We start from the raw sequence: 17,475 nt of genomic DNA, 5'->3' as shown, positions 1-17,475 counted from the left end.
TTGATGTTAGTGAAAAAAATATGTGGCTTGCATTGTTTGATATATACTTATCATTTCTAAAATTTCCTCAATGTAATTATATGTTAAAGCGAAATATTTACCTTTTCATCGCTGTTTATACATTATTTGTCATTAGTATTGAAACATATGTTTATTGGCATGCTCAGCTTCGTCCATGGCAACCCAGTACGCCGATAGGTCGAATAATATTTTATTATAGTTTTTTTACTGTTCTTTCCAATCTCATGCTAGCAATAAGTTGCCTGTTTTTAACCTTTAAACCTAACTGTAACCGTTATAGCTTTAATGTTATTCGATTAAATGGCTTAATCGGTGTGATTATTACCGCAATAATTTATAACTCAATTTTACGCGGTATTCATCAACCGCCAAATAGTTTATTGCGTTTTACAAATGAAAGTTTACATGTTGTTATTCCCTTATTAGGTATTTTAAGTTGGCTTATTTGGGGACCATTCAGACGTATCAACGCCAAAGTTGTTATTGGTTCGATATTGTCAATGATAGCGTATGCTATTTATATCTTCGTACGAGGTTATTTTACACATCAATATCCGTATCCATTTATCAATATTGAAAAAATAGGTTATATAAAAGCATTATATAATGTCAGTAAAGTCCTATTATTATTTTTGGGATTGACTTTCTTATTATGGTGTATTGACCGTTTAAGGAGATAAAAATGAAACTATATATTTATGAACATTGCCCTTTCTGTGCACGAGCAAGAATGATTTTTGGTTTAAAAAATATACCGGTTGAAGAGCACGTTTTACTTAGTGATGATTCGGAAACACCGCAAAGCATGATCGGCGAAAAAATGGTTCCGATTTTGCAAAAAGATGATGGGAGTTATATGCCAGAAAGTTTAGATATTGTGGATTACATCGACAGTAATTATGGAGGTAAACCAATTTTAGTTGGATCACAATCATCCGAAATATCATCATTAATTAAGCAATTACAACAATATGATTATAAATTAGAGTGCCCTCGCTACATTAAACTCGGTTTAGCAGAATTTGCAACTCAACATGCTATTAATGATTTTGTTGCCAATAAAACGAAAAAAATAGGTTCGTTTGATGAATGTCTTGAACAAACCGACCAATTAGTCATGTCCGTATCAAACATTCTAGATAAACTAGCACCAATGATTGTTTCCTCAGTTGCTTGTAATGGTCGTTTATCGTTAGATGATATCTTATTATTTCCTGTATTACGTAATTTAACTTGTGTAAAGAGTTTGACCTTTCCGCCTAAAATTAAAGCTTATCTGGAATCGATGTCAAAACAGAGTAAGGTTAATCTGTTTTTTGATAAAGCCGTATAATTACCAATATTTTGAAGCAAAAAAACTCATTAACCTAGGTTAATGAGTTAACAATTAGAAAATAGGAATACGTTAAGTATTAACCCATGCTAACAATATGATAAATCGTAGTTAGCATGTTGAAACTGAGCGATTAATTACCTAATTTAAGATCAATGATTTCAATTTGGTCTTTACCGCCGTAAATGTCATACCATGGCGTAGCATATTGTTTTAAAATCTTATTGAGTTCTTCAACGTTTTCCCGTCCGGTGGTATCTAACCAGCGTTTTAGTCCTTCTTTCCCTTCTTTGGCATAAACGGCAACACCTTCAAACCAAGTGGCACGACCACCTAAAATACCACTATATTTAGCACCGTTTTCACCCGCAAAAATTAACTCTTGATGGAATGTTTTGGTCGGAACACCGGCACTTAAATATATAAAAGGACGCGTGGCGGCATCGCTGGCTTGTTTAAAATAATCCGCTGCTTGTTTTTGTGAATACACTACAACATTATTATCATTGAAGCCTTCAACATGTTTAAAAAGTACAGGAACTTCGACTTTTAAAACATCGATGTAATAGTGATTTTTCGTGAACTCTTTAATGGTATTGATCACTTTTTGTGGTTTGATTTTGGCAAATTCAGGACTTTTATCATCTGTCACCGTGTTATCATACACGATAGGTTCAACAAAGAGGGGAATATCAGCCGCTCTTGCTTCATCGCCAATACGTTCTAAAAATGCATGCTTTTTATCTAAAATATCTTGTGGATCATCAGGGTTGTAATAGACTAAAACCTTGGCTGCATCTGCCCCTTTTTTTAATAACCGTTGTAAAGAATCTTCCGGTAATACGTCAGGTAAACGACCGGGTGTGTTAGCATCATAACCCGTTTTTTCATAAGAAATGATTAAACCCGCATTTTGATTTTTTTTCGCCATACCTTTAAAGCCATACTCTTCATCTAACAAAATTGCACTGACATATTTTGTTAATTCTTGAGAAACAAGCTCTTTGAATTCATACACCATATCAACATGATAACGATCCTTACCAACGGCGGCTTCCATCATTTTAACCATTGAACCACGCTGATCGATTGCTAACGCAGCAATAATACCTTCTTGGTTTGATAATTGTTGCATACGGGTAAATTTACCACGAGAAATACGTTTTGTAGCCATTTTACAACTCTCCATTTAAAAAGATTTTTCATTGTAGATTTATTACTCGATGATTTATTAGTCATTTAGTGCTAGTTTTGATTAAAGCTAAAAATGATTAAATTTCAGTTCATTAGTTGCCTTTCTGGAAAGTGATACATTGTGATAGTTTGATATTATTTTCTAGAACAATCGTTAAAATTTGTCAATGTGGTTGATGTTTGTTGGCTAACTTAACATTAATACGCATTCATTTTTTGTATTCTATAGACTGTACTAAACAGTAGTTCTAAGACAAAACTACTCATGCTTCATCTATCAGCACGATATAAATTGAAATAAAAATGCAAATCCTAAATAGTGAAATTAATTAGCTTTATAGGTTTTTATACAATATCAATAAATAAAATAGGATATAAATTTTTTTAAAACTTTGAAGATAAGCATATTTTTTAATAAAAATAAGACTAAAATAAATACAATTATGAGTTAAATTTTAATTATTCAGGAGAAAGAAATGAAAGCTGCTGTTATAAGAAATGCTTGCGATGGCCAAGTCGACATTAAAGATATTCCTATCCGTCCATTAGAAGCTGGTGAAGCTTTAGTTGAAGTTGAATATTGCGGTCTTTGCCACACGGATCTTCATGTTGCTTCGGGCGATTTTGGTAAAAAGCCGGGTAGAGTAATTGGTCACGAAGGTGTCGGCATAGTGACTAAAGTTGCGCCCGATGTAAAAAGTTTAAAAGTTGGCGATAGGGTGAGTATTGCATGGTTTCATGCAGGTTGTGGGACTTGTGAATATTGTATATCGGGTAATGAAACATTCTGTCGTAGTTCGTTGAATTCGGGTTATACCGTTGACGGAGGTATGGCAGAATTTTGTATTGTTAAGGCTGATTATGCCGTTAAAGTTCCGGAAGGATTAGATCCTGCTCAAGCAACCAGTGTAACATGTGCCGGTGTTACCACTTATAAAGGCATTAAAGTTGCGGATACCAAACCAGGGCAATGGCTTGCTGTATTTGGTATTGGTGGCTTAGGAACTTTGGCGGTTGAGTATGGTAAAAAAGTCTTTAATAACAAAGTGGTGGCAATTAGTAATAGTGATAGTCAATTAGAGTTGTGTAAAAAATTGGGGGCAGATTTAGTCGTTAATCCTAAAAAAGTAGTTGATGTAGGGGCATACATCAAACAACATACGGGCGGTGGTGCGCATGGTGCTGTGGTGACATCAGTAACTAAGACAGGTTTTAATCAGGCTGTTGAATCTGTTCGCCCTTTAGGACGTGTTGTGGCACTGGGTTTACCGTCTGAAACAATGGATTTAAGTATTCCTAAAACAGTATTAGATGGTATTCAGGTTTTAGGTTCGCTTGTGGGGACTCGAGAAGATCTTGCAGAAGCATTTCAATTTAGCGCAGAAGGAAAAGTTGTCCCGATCGTAGAAAAAAGACCATTAGAAGATATCAACGATATGATCGATGAAATGAAAGCAGGAAAAATTCAAGGGCGTATGGTCATTGATATGAAAATGAAAAGAAGTAACTAAAAAAAGTAACTAAAAGGTTTCGACTTATATGCTTAAGTCAGCTTAATGCTGACTTTTTTATATTTAAAGGATGAAAATCCCATTCTTTGTATGAATTTAATTCTTTTCAGATAGTTAACAGTATTCTTTCTTGAATTTTATTCATAAACTTCTATTATAAATAAATTTTCCTTAATATAGATTATTACTCAAAGAGGACGTTTATGTCAGATCACAATTTAGAAAATAAATTGCGGAAAGATCTTGGTCTAGTTTCTGCATTATCACTGGTTGTCGGAATGGTTTTAGGAGCAGGAGCTTTTATGAAACCACCCGCAGTGTTAGAAGTCGCTGGTGATTATAATTATGCATTACTAGCGTGGATAATTGGTGGTATTTTTTCTATTTGTGGTGGACTAACATTGTGTGAATTAGGGGTAATGTTTCCTAAAACTGGTGGCATGTTAGTTTATTTAGAAAAAATTTATGGTGCGAAAGTATCTCACCTTTATGGTTGGATGATCACTGTTCTTTTTGCGCCATCATTAGTAGGGGCACTTGTTGGCTATTTTAGCTCAGTTTTTTGCTTATTATTTAATATTGATGAAGCTTATCGAATGGCGGTTAGTGCAGGTGTGTTAGGTTTTATTGCCTTGATTAATGCAATAGGGGTTAAAGAGGCAGGCTATTTACAAACCTTTGCAACGATTTGTAAACTCATTCCTATCCTTTTATTAGCTATCTTTGGTCTTTGGAAAGGTAATGGACAAGTCGCCTTACTTGGTGCAAGTGGACAAGGTATTGAAACCTATGCACCTTTCGCTGTTGCCATTCTTGCGACACTGTTTGCTTATGACGGTTGGGCGCAAGTCGCCTCTGTAGCTGGTGAAATCCGAAATCCTTCAAAAGTTTTACCTAAAGCAATCATTCTGGGAATCCTATTCTTAATTATTGTCTATGCCTGTATAAATATTGCACTATTTAAAATATTTCCGGTACAGGAAATGGTATCACTAAAACATGATGCCTCAGCTATTGCTTCACAACGCATGTTTGGGGAATTCGGTGGAAACTTGGTTGCCGTTGGTATTATGGTCTCAATTCTGGGTGGCATTAATGGTTATATCATGACGTTATCACGAACTATTTTTAGTATGGCTGAGCGAGGTACGATTATTGGGGCACGTTTTTTAAGTACGATTGATGAGGATAGTCGTTCCCCAGTTAATGCTATTATTGTCTTAGTTATTTTTTCATTCTTGTATTCGATATTGCTGGATGCTGATCGGTTATCAGAAATTTCAATGTTTGCGATTTGGGTATTTTATCTACTGACTTTTATTGGTGTGATTATTGCCAGAAAAAAATATGCTGATGTGCCTAGACCTTACAAAGTTATTGGATACCCTATTATTCCTATTGTGGCTATAAGCGGGGCTGCTTATGTTATTTATGGTATGTTGATTTATCAAACTGTAAATGGGATTGCTTCAATCTTTTTAACCTTGATTGGCTTACCAGTATACTACTATTATCATAAAAAGAATCAAAACAAAGAGCTTTCGCTTGGTGAAATGAAAAAATATCATAACAAAACACAATACTCTATTGCATATGCTTCATTAATTATCATTGCCGGATTAATTGCATATGGTTATATCGTGAGTTCAGGACTTGCTTTTAAAGTTTTGATGTTATTTAATCAATTCATAAAATAAACTGGCTATTGCCAGTTTATTTTTATGACAAGTAGCTTAAATATAATTTGAAATTAAACTATAGATATTTTGATCATAAAACGCATCATTAAGATATTCGGCTTGTTTGAGTGTTCCTTCATAATCAAAACCACAACGCTTAGCGACTTGATTACTTTTTAAATTAGTGACGGAACATTTAATGACAAAGCGTTTAATGCGTTTCTTCGCAGCATAATAATGTGTGAGTGCTTGGATAGCTTGCGTCATCACTCCTCTTCCTTGTGCTTTGCTATCTAACCAATAACCGAGATAGGCAGTTTTATTATTTTTATCGATATAATTAAAGGAAAGTAACCCGACTGATAGGTTATTATGTAAAATTACATAGGTTTTAGTTTGATCACGCTGATGTTTGACAAAACAATCTGCTAAAAAATTAGCTGTATCTGACTCGCATTTGACAAATTTTGGCCATGCCATAAATTGACTAAAGAAGACACGATTTGAATCAATAATGTGGTATAACGCTTTGGCATAATCAGTTGTTGCAGGACTAAGATAGATATGTTCAGTGACATGAATTTCATCTTGTTGGTTATCATTCATTCTTTATTCTCTTAAAAACATAACAGTTTAATGACCTTTTTTATGAAATTGCCAGACTGTGTAGTCTGGCAATTTTGATGGATTTTAATGGATACAAAACAATAAATGTTTATTATTTGCTCTGACTCTCGCTTTTTGGTTTAGCCACATAGTTATACACAACTAATAAAGCAAAAATAGCAACAATAATCATCATAATAACATCTTTATTTAACCATTTTGCCATATTACCAAGTAAAATACCTACACCGCAAAAATCGACATCAGAAAACGTGGTATTGGCAAAACCTAGTGATCCTAATACAGGCAATAATACCACAGGTAAAAATGTCACTAACAAACCATTAGCAAATGCGCCAAGCATTGCCCCACGGCGTCCGCCCATTGCATTACCAAATACCCCAGCAGTTGCACCACAGAAGAAATGTGGAACCACACCCGGTAAAATGAGTACCGCGTTAAGTTGACCTAAAACAAATAATCCAACTAATCCACCCAAAAAACTAAATAAAAAGCCAATCAATACCGCATTGGGTGCATAAGGAAATACGACAGGGCAATCTAGAGCAGGTTTGGCGTTAGGGACTAATTTTTCTGAAAATCCTGTAAATGCGGGGACAATTTCGGCAAGAATTAGACGTACACCTTGCAATATGATAAAGACACCTGCTGCAAAAGTGATCGCCTCAATAATGGCATAAACTAAATAATTATCGCCATGACTAAGATTGTTTTCAACATAATCTGAACCGGCAAATACGGCTAAAATTAGATAGATAATCATCATGGTTAACGAGATTGAAATTGAGCTGTCACGTAAAAAGCTTAAGTTTTTTGGTAAGTTCATCTCTTCGGTAGAACGAGACCCTTTGCCAACTGCCTTTCCAAGCCAACCAGCTAAAACATAACCTAGCGTACCAAAGTGACCGAATGCGACGTCATCGTTACCGGTAATTTTTCGCATTTGTGGTTGAGCTAAAGCAGGGAAAAACGCCATAATTAACCCTAAAACCAGTGCGCCGGTGAAGACTAATTGCCAACCTTGAAACCCTGAGACAGTTAAAATAATACTAATCATACAAGCCATATAAAAAGTATGATGACCAGTTAAAAAGATGAATTTTAATCGCGTAAATCGAGCAACAACAATATTGGCAATCATACCAAACGCCATAATTAATGCCGTTGCTGTGCCATACTCATTTAATGCCATGGATACAATAGCTTCATTATTAGGAACGATTCCTTGAAGTTTAAACGCCTGTTCAAACATGATACCTAATGGTGTAATTGCGCTAATAAGTACTGTTGCACCACCACCTAATACCAAAAAGCCTAAAATAGTCTTAATGGTTCCTTTTACCGTATCGGCAAATGATTTACGTTGAGCTAATAATCCTACCATTGCGATTAAGCCAACAAGCACCGCAGGTACTTTTAGGATATCAACAATAAATTTTACTATTTCCTGAATCATAGTAACTCCTTAACGATTTGCTCAGTTCTTGGCAAAATGCTCAACAAGTTTTTGTTCTAAATCGTTGATATCAATAATATTATTTAACACAACTAATTTATCGGCAGGAATCCCAGAACTGGTGGCTAAATCTTTTGTCATGACAAACAGATCAGCTTGATCGAGTGTTGCTGAAGCTAAATCAGCATGTGTAACTTCTGCATCAATATTTAATTTTTTTAGGACTTTTTTGATATTCATTTCAACCATAAAACTACTACCAAGACCTGAACCACAAACTGCCATAATTTTCATATTGTTTATCCTTTTACTCATTTCTATTTAATTTAATATTGATCAATCACAGCCAAGATTTCATCACGATGTTGTGCTTTAAAAATGGTCTGCATATCGTTTGATTCACCGAAGAGTGTTGCTAATTGCGTTAACATTTCAATGTGACTGGTGCTATCATTGGCCGCTAATAAAGTCACTAAATAAACAGGGTCATTATCTTCTGAATTGAATTTAACGCCTTGCTTGACCAATAACATTGACAATCCTAATTGATTTACACCCTGTTCAGGTCTGGCATGTGGCATAGCAATACTGGGTGCCAAAACGTAGTAAGGTCCTATTGATTCGTGTAACTGAAAAATAGCATCCACGTAATTTTGTGAAATAGCATTATTTTTTAATAATGGTGTTGCACAAAGTTGTATCGCTTCTTTCCAGTCTTTAACCGAATCAATAATATTGACTGTTTGGTTGGTTAACCATTTACCTAACATTTTTCCTCCATTAAAAACCGATATAAAATTAATATTTTTTCAAAAAATTAACATACTGCACAATAATAGAAATTAAAAAATAATAGAAATGTGATAGCGCTATCAAAGTTAAAATAAAAATTTTCTGTTTTGTGATACAGATAACATTTTTAGTGAATGGATAACTCGTATTTTTTTAGAGTATTAATATTATATCGATAATCATGATTAAATAACAGCTTAAACAATCTTCCACTTGATTGATAGCAAACTTAAATTCATTTCACAGTTTTTGAATAGATAACAGTCAATATTAAAGTTAACGTTAGTAATTACTAAATATGATATAAATCAAACTATTAAAAAAAGTTTTTTTAATTTTTGAGATTTAGATTTCTTCTTATACCAAGGTGCAAAATTATGTAAAAACAGGTAATGTAAATTGGTTATTGTGTTATGGCTTGGTAAATTAAAATAAATTTATTGCTATAAAAAACACATAATTAAAGTTTTTTTAGTTTATTTTTTGATTTATATGATATAGTATTAATTGTTAAGAATTTGTTAAGTTGAGATGTTGTAATGAGTAAAAAAATTGCTGTAATGGGTGATAATACTACAACTGGTGGTAAAGTTATTTCGTCGTCAGTTCGAGGTTTTAACCATCATGATGGCATAGCATGTTTAGGCGATTATGCAACATGTCCTAAGTGTAAAGGTTCTGGAAAAATTATTGAGGCGACCGATAAATTAATCATTGATGGTAAGCCAGCTGCTTATGATGGGTGTATTGTTGCTTGTGGTTGTCGGCCTTTAGGTGTTAATCGAATTATTGCGACCAAAAGTCTGATATTTGTTGATGTGGCAACCCCCAATTATATAAATAAGTCAAAACCTATCAATAATACATTTTCAACAATTGCGCAAACTGATATTCCCACACAAAGTAATTCATTAGTCGCATCAAATGAAGATAAAACAAAGATTCGTCTTGACGCTCAAAATTTACTTGATTGTGCGCATGAAGTTTGTGAAAAACACCTTTACCATGACAATATAAAACAAGATTTTATTGATGATATTGATAATTTCGCCACGCACATTGTAAATCAAGTCGAAAGCGGAGCGATGAGTTATGAACAAGGCTCAAAAGCGATAAAATCTGAAGAAAAGAGTTTATGGGATCAAAGTATTCACTGGATAGGTCGGGGATTAAGTGTTATAGGTGGTGCAGGCTTGATGATTATGGGGGGGGCAATGTGTACAACTGGTGTGGGTTGTATACTTGGCGCATTTGTTGCCGCGCATGGTGTTAATAGTGCTCAAGAAGGATTTACCGGCGAGGATGGTTTTTTAAAATCTGCGTATCAAGATGCGGCGGTAGGATTAGGAATGTCTAAAGAGACAGGTTCTTTAGCTTATGATTTAGTTGATATAGGTATATCTTTACATGGTAAACTTAAATTAGTTCCTAAAATTGATAAAAGTTTTGCTATTAATCAATACAATCGTGCTAATTCAACGAAATTCAAATTATTTCATTATGGTAGAAAGGATTTGATACAAGCATTTAGACAGATGAATAAATTATTGTTAAGTTCTGAAATATTGAGTGATGGTATATCATTATATAAAATCTATAGAGAGGCTGAAAATATATTAGTTAAAGACGAAGAAAGTAGTGAGACAAATCTATATATTTCAAATCCCGAAAAGATTGATAATATAGAGAAAATTGTAGATAGTTGTGCAATAGTAATACGTGTTACAGGTAATGAATCTGATGCAGATGATCAATCTAATTATTCATTGTGCACGCGCTTGGATGGTACTACATATCGGCAATATTTTGATGGCCATATTGAAGAAAGTTCTATGGAGTAAAAGGAATAACACAGATGATTATATTGATTTACATTGCGTATTACTTTTTTTCAATTATACCTATTATTATTGCTTATCGTTTTAGAAAATATACAGTAAGTGATTATCACTATAACAAACGTTTGAAATGGCAAAGGCGTATCATGTTGGTTTTCCATTATATTGTTCTGGTTATTCAAATTATAATTGCATGTGAACTTGAACGTATCGCTCGTTCTAATGAAGATTATGGTCCTCTTGCATTATCAGCATATATATTTTTAATTATTTATAACTTTTTCTCAATATTCTGGTTAGAAAGCCCGAAAGAGTATTTAAAAAAGAAAAAAAAATGGAAATGATAATGAATTTGGTGAAGTGAGCTTTCCACCATTAACAATTAGAAAAATAACATAGATGATTATATTGATTTACATTGCGTATTACTTTTTCTCAATTTTGCCTATTATGATTTCTTATCGTTTTAGAAAATATACAGTAAGTGATTATCACTATAACAAACGTTTGAAATGGCAAAGGCGCATCATGTTGGTTTTTAATTATGTTGCTTTAGCTGCTCAAATTATAATTGTATGTAAACTTAAAATTATAGTTCGTTCTAATCAAGATTATGGTCCTCTTTTATTATCGGGATTTATATTTCTAATTATTTATAATTTTTTTTCAATATCCTGGGTAGAAAGCCCAAAAGAGTATTTAAAAAAGAAAAAAAAATGGAAATAAAAATGAATTTAGTGAAGTGAGCTTTCCACCCTTAACGACTAGAAAAATAACATAGATGATTATATTGATTTACATTGCGTATTACTTTTTCTCAATTTTGCCTATTATGATTTCTTATCGTTTTAGAAAATATACAGTAAGTGATTATCACTATAACAAACGTTTGAAATGGCAAAGGCGTATCATGTTGGTTTTTAATTATGTTGCTTCAGTTGTTCAAATTATAATTGCATGTGAACTTGAACGTATTGTTCGTTCTAATCAAGATTATGGTCCTCTTTTATTATCAGCATGTATATTTCTAATTATTTATCCTTTTCCAATATCCTGGTTAGAAAGCCCGAAAGAGTATTTAAAAAAGAAAAAAAAATGGAAATAATAATGAATTTGATGAAGTAAGCTTTCCACCATTAACAACTGTCGCATTACCTTACAAACAAATTGGATAATATATAGCGACGTCGATATCACATAAATTAAATAAGAACACGGATTTGGGGGAGCTAAAATTATCTCCATTAGTTCCAGTGATTCAATCACGAGTAAGTTTATAGTTGTTTGTGTTAAGTAAGAGAATATAAGACGCAATTTTTATTTTTAAAATGCTGATAGCAAAAAGCCTACTCATTGAGCAGGCTTTTTTTTGAAATTGGTCGGCGAGAGAGGATGACTCGCATTTCATGCTCGCCCTTCGGGTCGTTGCTAAAGCAACGTTGTCTCGCTACGCTCGGCTCGAACCTCTGTCGGTTCTCATCCTCTAAACTGAAGCGAATAATAAAAAAGCCTACTCAATGAGCAGGCTTTTTTATATAAAATTGGTCGGCGAGAGAGGATGACTCGCATTTCATGCTCGCCCTTCGGGTCGTTGCTAAAGCAACGTTGTCTCGCTACGCACGGCTCGAACCTCCGTCGGTTCTCATCCTTTATACGGAAGCGAATAACAAAAAAGCCTACTCAATGAGTAGGCTTTTTCTAAAAATTGGTCGGCGAGAGAGGATTCGAACCTCCGACCCACTGGTCCCAAACCAGTTGCGCTACCAAGCTGCGCTACTCGCCGTTAGGATGCGCATAATACTGCGCTAACCTCGATGTGTCAAGAGTTTCCCCTAAAAATTATGATGATAATTTTTTATTTTGTGAAAGGGGCAGGTGTTTTGCCAATACGTTGATAAAATTCGGTAACAAATTCTTCATAACGTTTGTTAGCAACTGCTTCTCGAATCTCTGCCATTAAACGTTGATAATAGCGTAAATTGTGAATAGTGTTGAGTCGAGCACCTAAAATTTCACCACATTTATCTAAATGATGAAGATAAGATTTTGTGTAATTTTTACAGGTATAACAATCACACTCAGGATCAAGTGGTGTTGTGTCATCTTTATATTTGGCATTACGAATCTTAATAACGCCGTTAGTTACAAAAAGATGTCCATTACGAGCATTTCGGGTTGGCATGACACAGTCAAACATGTCGATACCACGACGTACGCCTTCAACTAAATCTTCAGGTTTGCCAACGCCCATTAGATAACGTGGTTTATCAGCCGGTAATTGAGGGCAAGTGCCTTCTAAGATACGATGCATATCCGCTTTGGGTTCACCAACGGCTAATCCACCCACAGCATATCCGTCAAAGCCTATTTCGGTTAATCCTTTAATGGATATGTCACGTAATTCTTGATGTATACCACCTTGAACTATACCGAATAATGCATTCTTATTACCAAGTTCATCAAAACGTTGACGGCTTCGTTTTGCCCAGCGTAATGACATTTCCATCGATTTTTTGACATAGTCCCACTCCGCAGGAAAAGGCGCACATTCATCAAAAATCATCACAATATCAGAACCAAGGTCGTATTGAATTTCCATTGAAATTTCAGGCGATAAAAAGATTGAATCGCCATTAATTGGATTACGAAAATAAACGCCTTCTTCTTTAATTTTACGAATATCACCTAAACTAAAAACTTGAAACCCACCAGAATCGGTTAAAATAGGGCCATGCCATTGCATAAAATCATGTAAATCACCATGTTTACGCATAATCTCTTGTCCGGGGCGTAACCATAGATGAAAGGTATTACCTAATAAGATTTGGGCTCCAGTTGCGGCGACTTCTTCAGGTGTCATCCCTTTTACAGTACCATAAGTACCAACAGGCATAAATGCAGGTGTTTCAACGGTGTATTCGACGCCACGGCGATCGAATTTCATACGTCCTCGACGAGCAAGTCCGTCAGTATTATCTAATTCAAATTTCATGTCTTGTTAACCTCGTGCGACCAAATAAACAGTTTGGCGCAAATTATTGATATAATACGTCGTCGTATTACTAAATTTCGGCGCCTAGTTTATCGTGATCACTTGCAATAGACAACATTTGGAGAGATTTTAAAAATTTTGAGATACATTATTCTATCATTGTCATTTTTAATTTTATTCATGATAACAGGTTGTCAAAGCCAACTTAATAAACCGCAATTTATTCTTTCTTCTAAACAAATTGTCGCGTTATCTGAGCAGGATATCCTAAAATTTAACGAACAAGTTTGTCGTGATGAAGATAAGCAATCTATTGTGCTAGCTCATGATCATGTGATGAGTCAACGACTTCATCGTCTTATTCAATATCTGCCTAACACGATTAATCATCTTCAATTAAATTATAAAGTTTATCTCAATACAAAGCCTAATGCTTGGTCATCAGCAAATGGTTGTATACGCTTAAACAGCGGATTGATTAAACTGTTAACCGATGATGAGCTATTGGCTGTAATTGCTCATGAACAAGGACACATTGCGCTAAAACATGCGATACACTCATTCCAACATGCCCCTTATATTGAAATTTATGATAAAGCGAATAAAACAGTTGTAATGGTAAGAAACGAGACCGCTCAGCAAAATGAAATTGATGCGGATAATTATGCGATCGAGATGTTACGTAAACAAAAATTAAACCCTGCCGCACTGATTAGCATGCTGATGAAAATGCCGGTACATAATGATGTTGATTTAACATCGTATCCTGCAATATCAACACGAATTAATCATATTTCACAAAAACTGAAGAATATTAAGTAATAATGTTTTCTTCGTTTGCCAATCAATGGGTAAATGGTTACTACTTCGATTGGCAAATTTTAAAAACTCACCAATTAAATTTGTTTGCCAGTAATAAACATCGCATCACCATAGCTAAAAAAACGATATTTTTCGTTAACGGCTTGTTGATAAGCATTCATTGTATTTTCATAACCAGCAAAGGCTGAAACTAACATAATTAAAGTTGATTCGGGTAAATGAAAATTTGTGATTAATGCATCGATCACATTAAACTGGTAGCCGGGATAAATAAAAATCTGAGTGTCGGCAAAAAAAGGCGCAATAGTGCCTGTTTTTTGGGCGGCACTTTCAAGTGCTCTAACCGATGTTGTGCCCACGGCGATAACTTTATTACCACGAGCTTTACAAGCTAACACTGCCTCAACAACTGTTTCGGGGACTTCTGCATACTCGGCATGCATTATATGCGATTCAATATTTTCAACTCTTACGGGCTGAAATGTACCTGCACCAACATGCAAAGTAACAAAAGCCATTTCAACGCCTTTATCTTTCAATTTTTTTAATAGAGGTTCATCAAAATGGAGCCCCGCAGTAGGTGCAGCAACTGCACCAGGCACTTTACTGTAAACAGTTTGATAAACTTCACGGTCTTGTTCATCATCAGGGCGATCAATATAAGGAGGTAAAGGAATATGACCAATTTTATTTAAAATAGTCAATACATCATCAGGAAATTGAAGTTCAAATAAAGTATCAAGTCTTGCCACCATAATCACCTTAATTGAATCATCATCTCCTAATAAAAGTTCGGTACCTTCTTTAGGTGATTTTGATGCTTTTATATGGGCAAGGGCACGATTATCATTCAAAATTCGTTCAACTAAAATTTCAATTTTTCCTCCCGAAACTTTTTTACCAAATAAACGGGCAGGAATAACTTTAGTATTATTAAAAACAAGTAAATCACCGGGATTAATTTTATTGATAATATCGGTGAAAACTCCGTGTTCAATCTTTCCTGTATGACCATTTAAAGATAAAAGTCGACAGTCACTTCTTGTTTGAGAAGGGTGCTTTGCAATAAGTTCTTTGGGAAGTAAAAAATTAAAGTCGGATAGTTTCATAATAGCTATGTCTGAAAAAAATAGGCATTAGTCTAAATCTCATAATACCAGTAAGCAAGTAATTATTTATTGCTTATTATTAAAGTTAGTTTAAAATTTTCGCTGCCTAGCTAAGGTTAGGAATAAAGTAATTATATTTAAAATAAGGAAAACAAAATGAAAAATCTCAAAAATACATTATCCATTGCGCTTCCTTTGGTTGCAGCAATGTCATTAGTCGGTTGTAACAGTATAGATAATATGACTGATCTAGGTATGCGTGGCATTCAAGCAGCAACACTTAGTGACGATGAAATAAAAACACTCAGCGCTAATGCATGTGCTCAAATGGATTCAAAAGCAAAAATTGCGTCTGCCAACAGTGCTTATACTAAACGATTGAATAAAATTGCCAAAACACTCGGCTATAACTTAAATGGAACACCTATTACATATAAAGTATATCTAAATAAAGATATCAATGCGTGGGCAATGGCTAACGGTTGTGTCCGTGTTTATAGTGGTTTAATGGATAACATGAATGACAATGAAATTCAGGGTGTTTTAGGGCATGAATTAGGCCATGTTGCTTTAGGGCACACTAAAAAAGCAATGCAAGTTGCTTATGCTACCGAGATAGCGCGTGATGCTGCTGCTTCATCAGGAAACGCGGCGGTAACTGCGTTATCAAAATCTAAATTAGGCACTTTAGCCACCGCTGTGGTTAACTCTCAATTTTCACAAAAACAAGAAAAAGACGCTGATAACTACTCTTTTGACTTCTTAATTAAGAAAAACATTAATCCAGTAGGGCTTGCAACGAGTTTTGAAAAACTTGGTGGTGGTAATGCTGACTTATTAAGTAGTCATCCTTCTTCATCAGATCGTGCGGCTAATATCCGTAAAAAGATTGCCAGATTGAAAAAATAATATCGAGTCAATAATTGAGTCAAAAGCACCTAATTTGTTGGTGCTTTTTGTTTTTATGTAAATTGAAATTTCAAGACGGATTCAATAATATTAATCAATAGACATCCAGAAGATATACTTCATTTCTTTACCTATCATCTCGCATTTACAAACTACTTATTTTTACTATTTAGTCATGTCATTACAGGATTATTGTAAATAACTATCTATTTATCAGATTGTTAAAATAATTTAATGCTTCTTTTCATACTTCACTAAGCAAAATTAAAAATAGTTATACTTAAATTAATAGGTTTTATTGATTTTAATTGTTTAAATTGATCGTTTTTTACGATCAATGTATAATTATGAAAATATTTGAAAATTATCTTTAAAAAAACGCTTGTTTTGTTAATTTTTCTGATCATTAAAAACGAATAGAGATGAAATGAATTTGCAACATTTAAAAATTTTTACTCATCCGAAAGTTTGGTTGTAATTGAATTCTTTATCTTAATTTATTAAATGGATTTGTATCAGTAATGCATTAATTGAAAACAAATTTTTTTGATTTTTTTAAAATTTTGCTGATTAATTTACAAAGTTAAATATCCAATAGTGTCTAATCAAGATCAATAAGCAAAATTATGTAATTAAATATTGATATTGTTATTAATTAGCATCTGTTTTTTTAATTTTAAAAGTAATGAGTACATGTTTTTATACGTAATTAATCTTAATAAAAATAGTTATATGTGGTAATGATAGTTTTTTGCGATCATGTTGTTATGTATTGATCGTTTTTTGTGATCAATATATAATTGCGAAAATATTTGAAAAAAATATGTAAAAAAATTTTTGTTTTGTTAAATTGCCCGCTTCTCAAAAAATCGTTTTGAATCAAGGGATAAGAAGTTTATGTTCAAAATTTATCATTTTTGCTAGCCCAAAAATTGAGTAATGAGTTGAACTATTGTTTCATTAATTAGGTGTTTTTCTTTTAAAAAAACAATTGATTATGAATTATTGTTTTGATTGGTCAGCAGAATAACAATTTAGTCAATAAAACCTAATAAATAAATTTAATTATAAAAAAATAAAGCAATTGACCTTAAAAAGAAAGGAAATAAAGTAGATGAAAAAACATAACTGGACCCGGCATTTACCTTGTCTGGGGATAAGTGCTGCTTTTTTACTCGGCTCAAATGGTGTT

At 33.7% G+C, this 17,475-nt stretch carries 15 protein-coding genes, 1 tRNA gene and 2 other RNA genes; 8 read left to right on the top strand and 10 right to left on the bottom strand.

From position 1 onward, the window contains the following. Nucleotides 1-80 precede the first annotated feature (80 nt). Together J3U36_RS10480 and grxB are read left to right on the top strand one after the other, a co-directional pair. Nucleotides 81-701: a Pr6Pr family membrane protein gene (locus J3U36_RS10480; protein ID WP_267380231.1), complete on the top strand. Its 621-nt coding sequence runs from the start codon at nucleotides 81-83 to the stop codon at nucleotides 699-701. 2 nt (nucleotides 702-703) lie between these two features. Next, a complete protein-coding gene (grxB, locus tag J3U36_RS10475; RefSeq protein ID WP_267380230.1) occupies nucleotides 704-1,354 on the top strand; it encodes a glutaredoxin 2 in 651 nt (216 codons plus the stop codon). Nucleotides 1,355-1,487: 133 nt separating this feature from the next. Here the strand turns inward: grxB and J3U36_RS10470 are convergent, their stop codons facing one another. Further along, on the bottom strand, nucleotides 1,488-2,528 hold the full coding sequence (locus tag J3U36_RS10470) for a tagatose 1,6-diphosphate aldolase (protein WP_267360879.1): 1,041 nt from the start codon (nucleotides 2,526-2,528) through the stop codon (nucleotides 1,488-1,490). A gap of 496 nt (nucleotides 2,529-3,024) precedes the next feature. Between J3U36_RS10470 and adhP the strand changes: the two genes are divergently transcribed. Together adhP and J3U36_RS10460 are read left to right on the top strand one after the other, a co-directional pair. After that, nucleotides 3,025-4,059, top strand: coding sequence for an alcohol dehydrogenase AdhP (gene adhP / locus J3U36_RS10465; RefSeq protein ID WP_267380215.1), 1,035 nt, complete (start codon nucleotides 3,025-3,027; stop codon nucleotides 4,057-4,059). 203 nt (nucleotides 4,060-4,262) lie between these two features. Continuing rightward, nucleotides 4,263-5,756: an APC family permease gene (locus J3U36_RS10460; protein ID WP_267380213.1), complete on the top strand. Its 1,494-nt coding sequence runs from the start codon at nucleotides 4,263-4,265 to the stop codon at nucleotides 5,754-5,756. A gap of 36 nt (nucleotides 5,757-5,792) precedes the next feature. On the opposite strand, the gene rimL is transcribed toward J3U36_RS10460, so the two are convergent. From rimL to J3U36_RS10440, 4 genes are all read right to left on the bottom strand, one after another. Further along, nucleotides 5,793-6,344, bottom strand: a complete 552-nt coding sequence (gene rimL, locus J3U36_RS10455) for a 50S ribosomal protein L7/L12-serine acetyltransferase (RefSeq protein ID WP_267380211.1) — start codon at nucleotides 6,342-6,344, stop codon at nucleotides 5,793-5,795. A 112-nt stretch (nucleotides 6,345-6,456) separates the two neighbouring features. Further along, nucleotides 6,457-7,821, bottom strand: coding sequence for a PTS ascorbate transporter subunit IIC (locus tag J3U36_RS10450; protein WP_267360875.1), 1,365 nt, complete (start codon nucleotides 7,819-7,821; stop codon nucleotides 6,457-6,459). 21 nt (nucleotides 7,822-7,842) lie between these two features. Next, nucleotides 7,843-8,115 carry a PTS sugar transporter subunit IIB gene (locus J3U36_RS10445; RefSeq protein WP_267380208.1) on the bottom strand — a complete coding sequence of 91 codons (273 nt, stop codon included), beginning with the start codon at nucleotides 8,113-8,115 and terminating at the stop codon, nucleotides 7,843-7,845. A 32-nt stretch (nucleotides 8,116-8,147) separates the two neighbouring features. Then, nucleotides 8,148-8,591: a PTS sugar transporter subunit IIA gene (locus tag J3U36_RS10440; protein WP_267380207.1), complete on the bottom strand. Its 444-nt coding sequence runs from the start codon at nucleotides 8,589-8,591 to the stop codon at nucleotides 8,148-8,150. 561 nt (nucleotides 8,592-9,152) lie between these two features. Between J3U36_RS10440 and J3U36_RS10435 the strand changes: the two genes are divergently transcribed. Together J3U36_RS10435 and J3U36_RS10430 are read left to right on the top strand one after the other, a co-directional pair. Then, complete coding sequence (locus J3U36_RS10435) at nucleotides 9,153-10,454, top strand: PAAR domain-containing protein (protein ID WP_267380205.1); 1,302 nt, start codon at nucleotides 9,153-9,155, stop codon at nucleotides 10,452-10,454. Nucleotides 10,455-10,468: 14 nt separating this feature from the next. Then, nucleotides 10,469-10,795, top strand: coding sequence for a hypothetical protein (locus J3U36_RS10430; protein ID WP_267385904.1), 327 nt, complete (start codon nucleotides 10,469-10,471; stop codon nucleotides 10,793-10,795). Between the two features lie 1,032 nt (nucleotides 10,796-11,827). On the opposite strand, the gene J3U36_RS10425 is transcribed toward J3U36_RS10430, so the two are convergent. The 4 genes from J3U36_RS10425 to tgt all read right to left on the bottom strand — a co-directional run bounded on the left by J3U36_RS10425 (nucleotide 11,828) and on the right by tgt (nucleotide 13,443). Next, nucleotides 11,828-11,952: non-coding RNA, RtT sRNA (locus J3U36_RS10425), on the bottom strand. 41 nt (nucleotides 11,953-11,993) lie between these two features. Continuing rightward, nucleotides 11,994-12,118: non-coding RNA, RtT sRNA (locus tag J3U36_RS10420), on the bottom strand. A 39-nt stretch (nucleotides 12,119-12,157) separates the two neighbouring features. After that, a tRNA-Pro gene (locus tag J3U36_RS10415) sits at nucleotides 12,158-12,234 on the bottom strand. A 72-nt stretch (nucleotides 12,235-12,306) separates the two neighbouring features. Then, nucleotides 12,307-13,443 carry a tRNA guanosine(34) transglycosylase Tgt gene (gene tgt, locus J3U36_RS10410; protein ID WP_220215899.1) on the bottom strand — a complete coding sequence of 379 codons (1,137 nt, stop codon included), beginning with the start codon at nucleotides 13,441-13,443 and terminating at the stop codon, nucleotides 12,307-12,309. A gap of 180 nt (nucleotides 13,444-13,623) precedes the next feature. Here tgt and J3U36_RS10405 point away from each other — a divergent pair, with 180 nt between their 5' ends. Then, a complete protein-coding gene (locus tag J3U36_RS10405) occupies nucleotides 13,624-14,265 on the top strand; it encodes a M48 family metalloprotease (RefSeq protein ID WP_267379974.1) in 642 nt (213 codons plus the stop codon). Between the two features lie 74 nt (nucleotides 14,266-14,339). Here the strand turns inward: J3U36_RS10405 and queA are convergent, their stop codons facing one another. Further along, nucleotides 14,340-15,374: a tRNA preQ1(34) S-adenosylmethionine ribosyltransferase-isomerase QueA gene (queA, locus tag J3U36_RS10400; protein ID WP_267379971.1), complete on the bottom strand. Its 1,035-nt coding sequence runs from the start codon at nucleotides 15,372-15,374 to the stop codon at nucleotides 14,340-14,342. A gap of 156 nt (nucleotides 15,375-15,530) precedes the next feature. On the opposite strand from queA, the gene J3U36_RS10395 reads away from it, so the two are divergent. Beyond that, nucleotides 15,531-16,283 carry a M48 family metallopeptidase gene (locus J3U36_RS10395; RefSeq protein WP_267379968.1) on the top strand — a complete coding sequence of 251 codons (753 nt, stop codon included), beginning with the start codon at nucleotides 15,531-15,533 and terminating at the stop codon, nucleotides 16,281-16,283. Nucleotides 16,284-17,475 lie beyond the last annotated feature (1,192 nt).

The organism is Gilliamella sp. B3817 (genome assembly GCF_026536705.1).
Taxonomy (GTDB): domain Bacteria; phylum Pseudomonadota; class Gammaproteobacteria; order Enterobacterales; family Orbaceae; genus Gilliamella; species Gilliamella apicola_I.
Note: the sequence above shows the minus strand (reverse complement) of the source record. Positions and strands in the feature narration are given on the sequence as shown.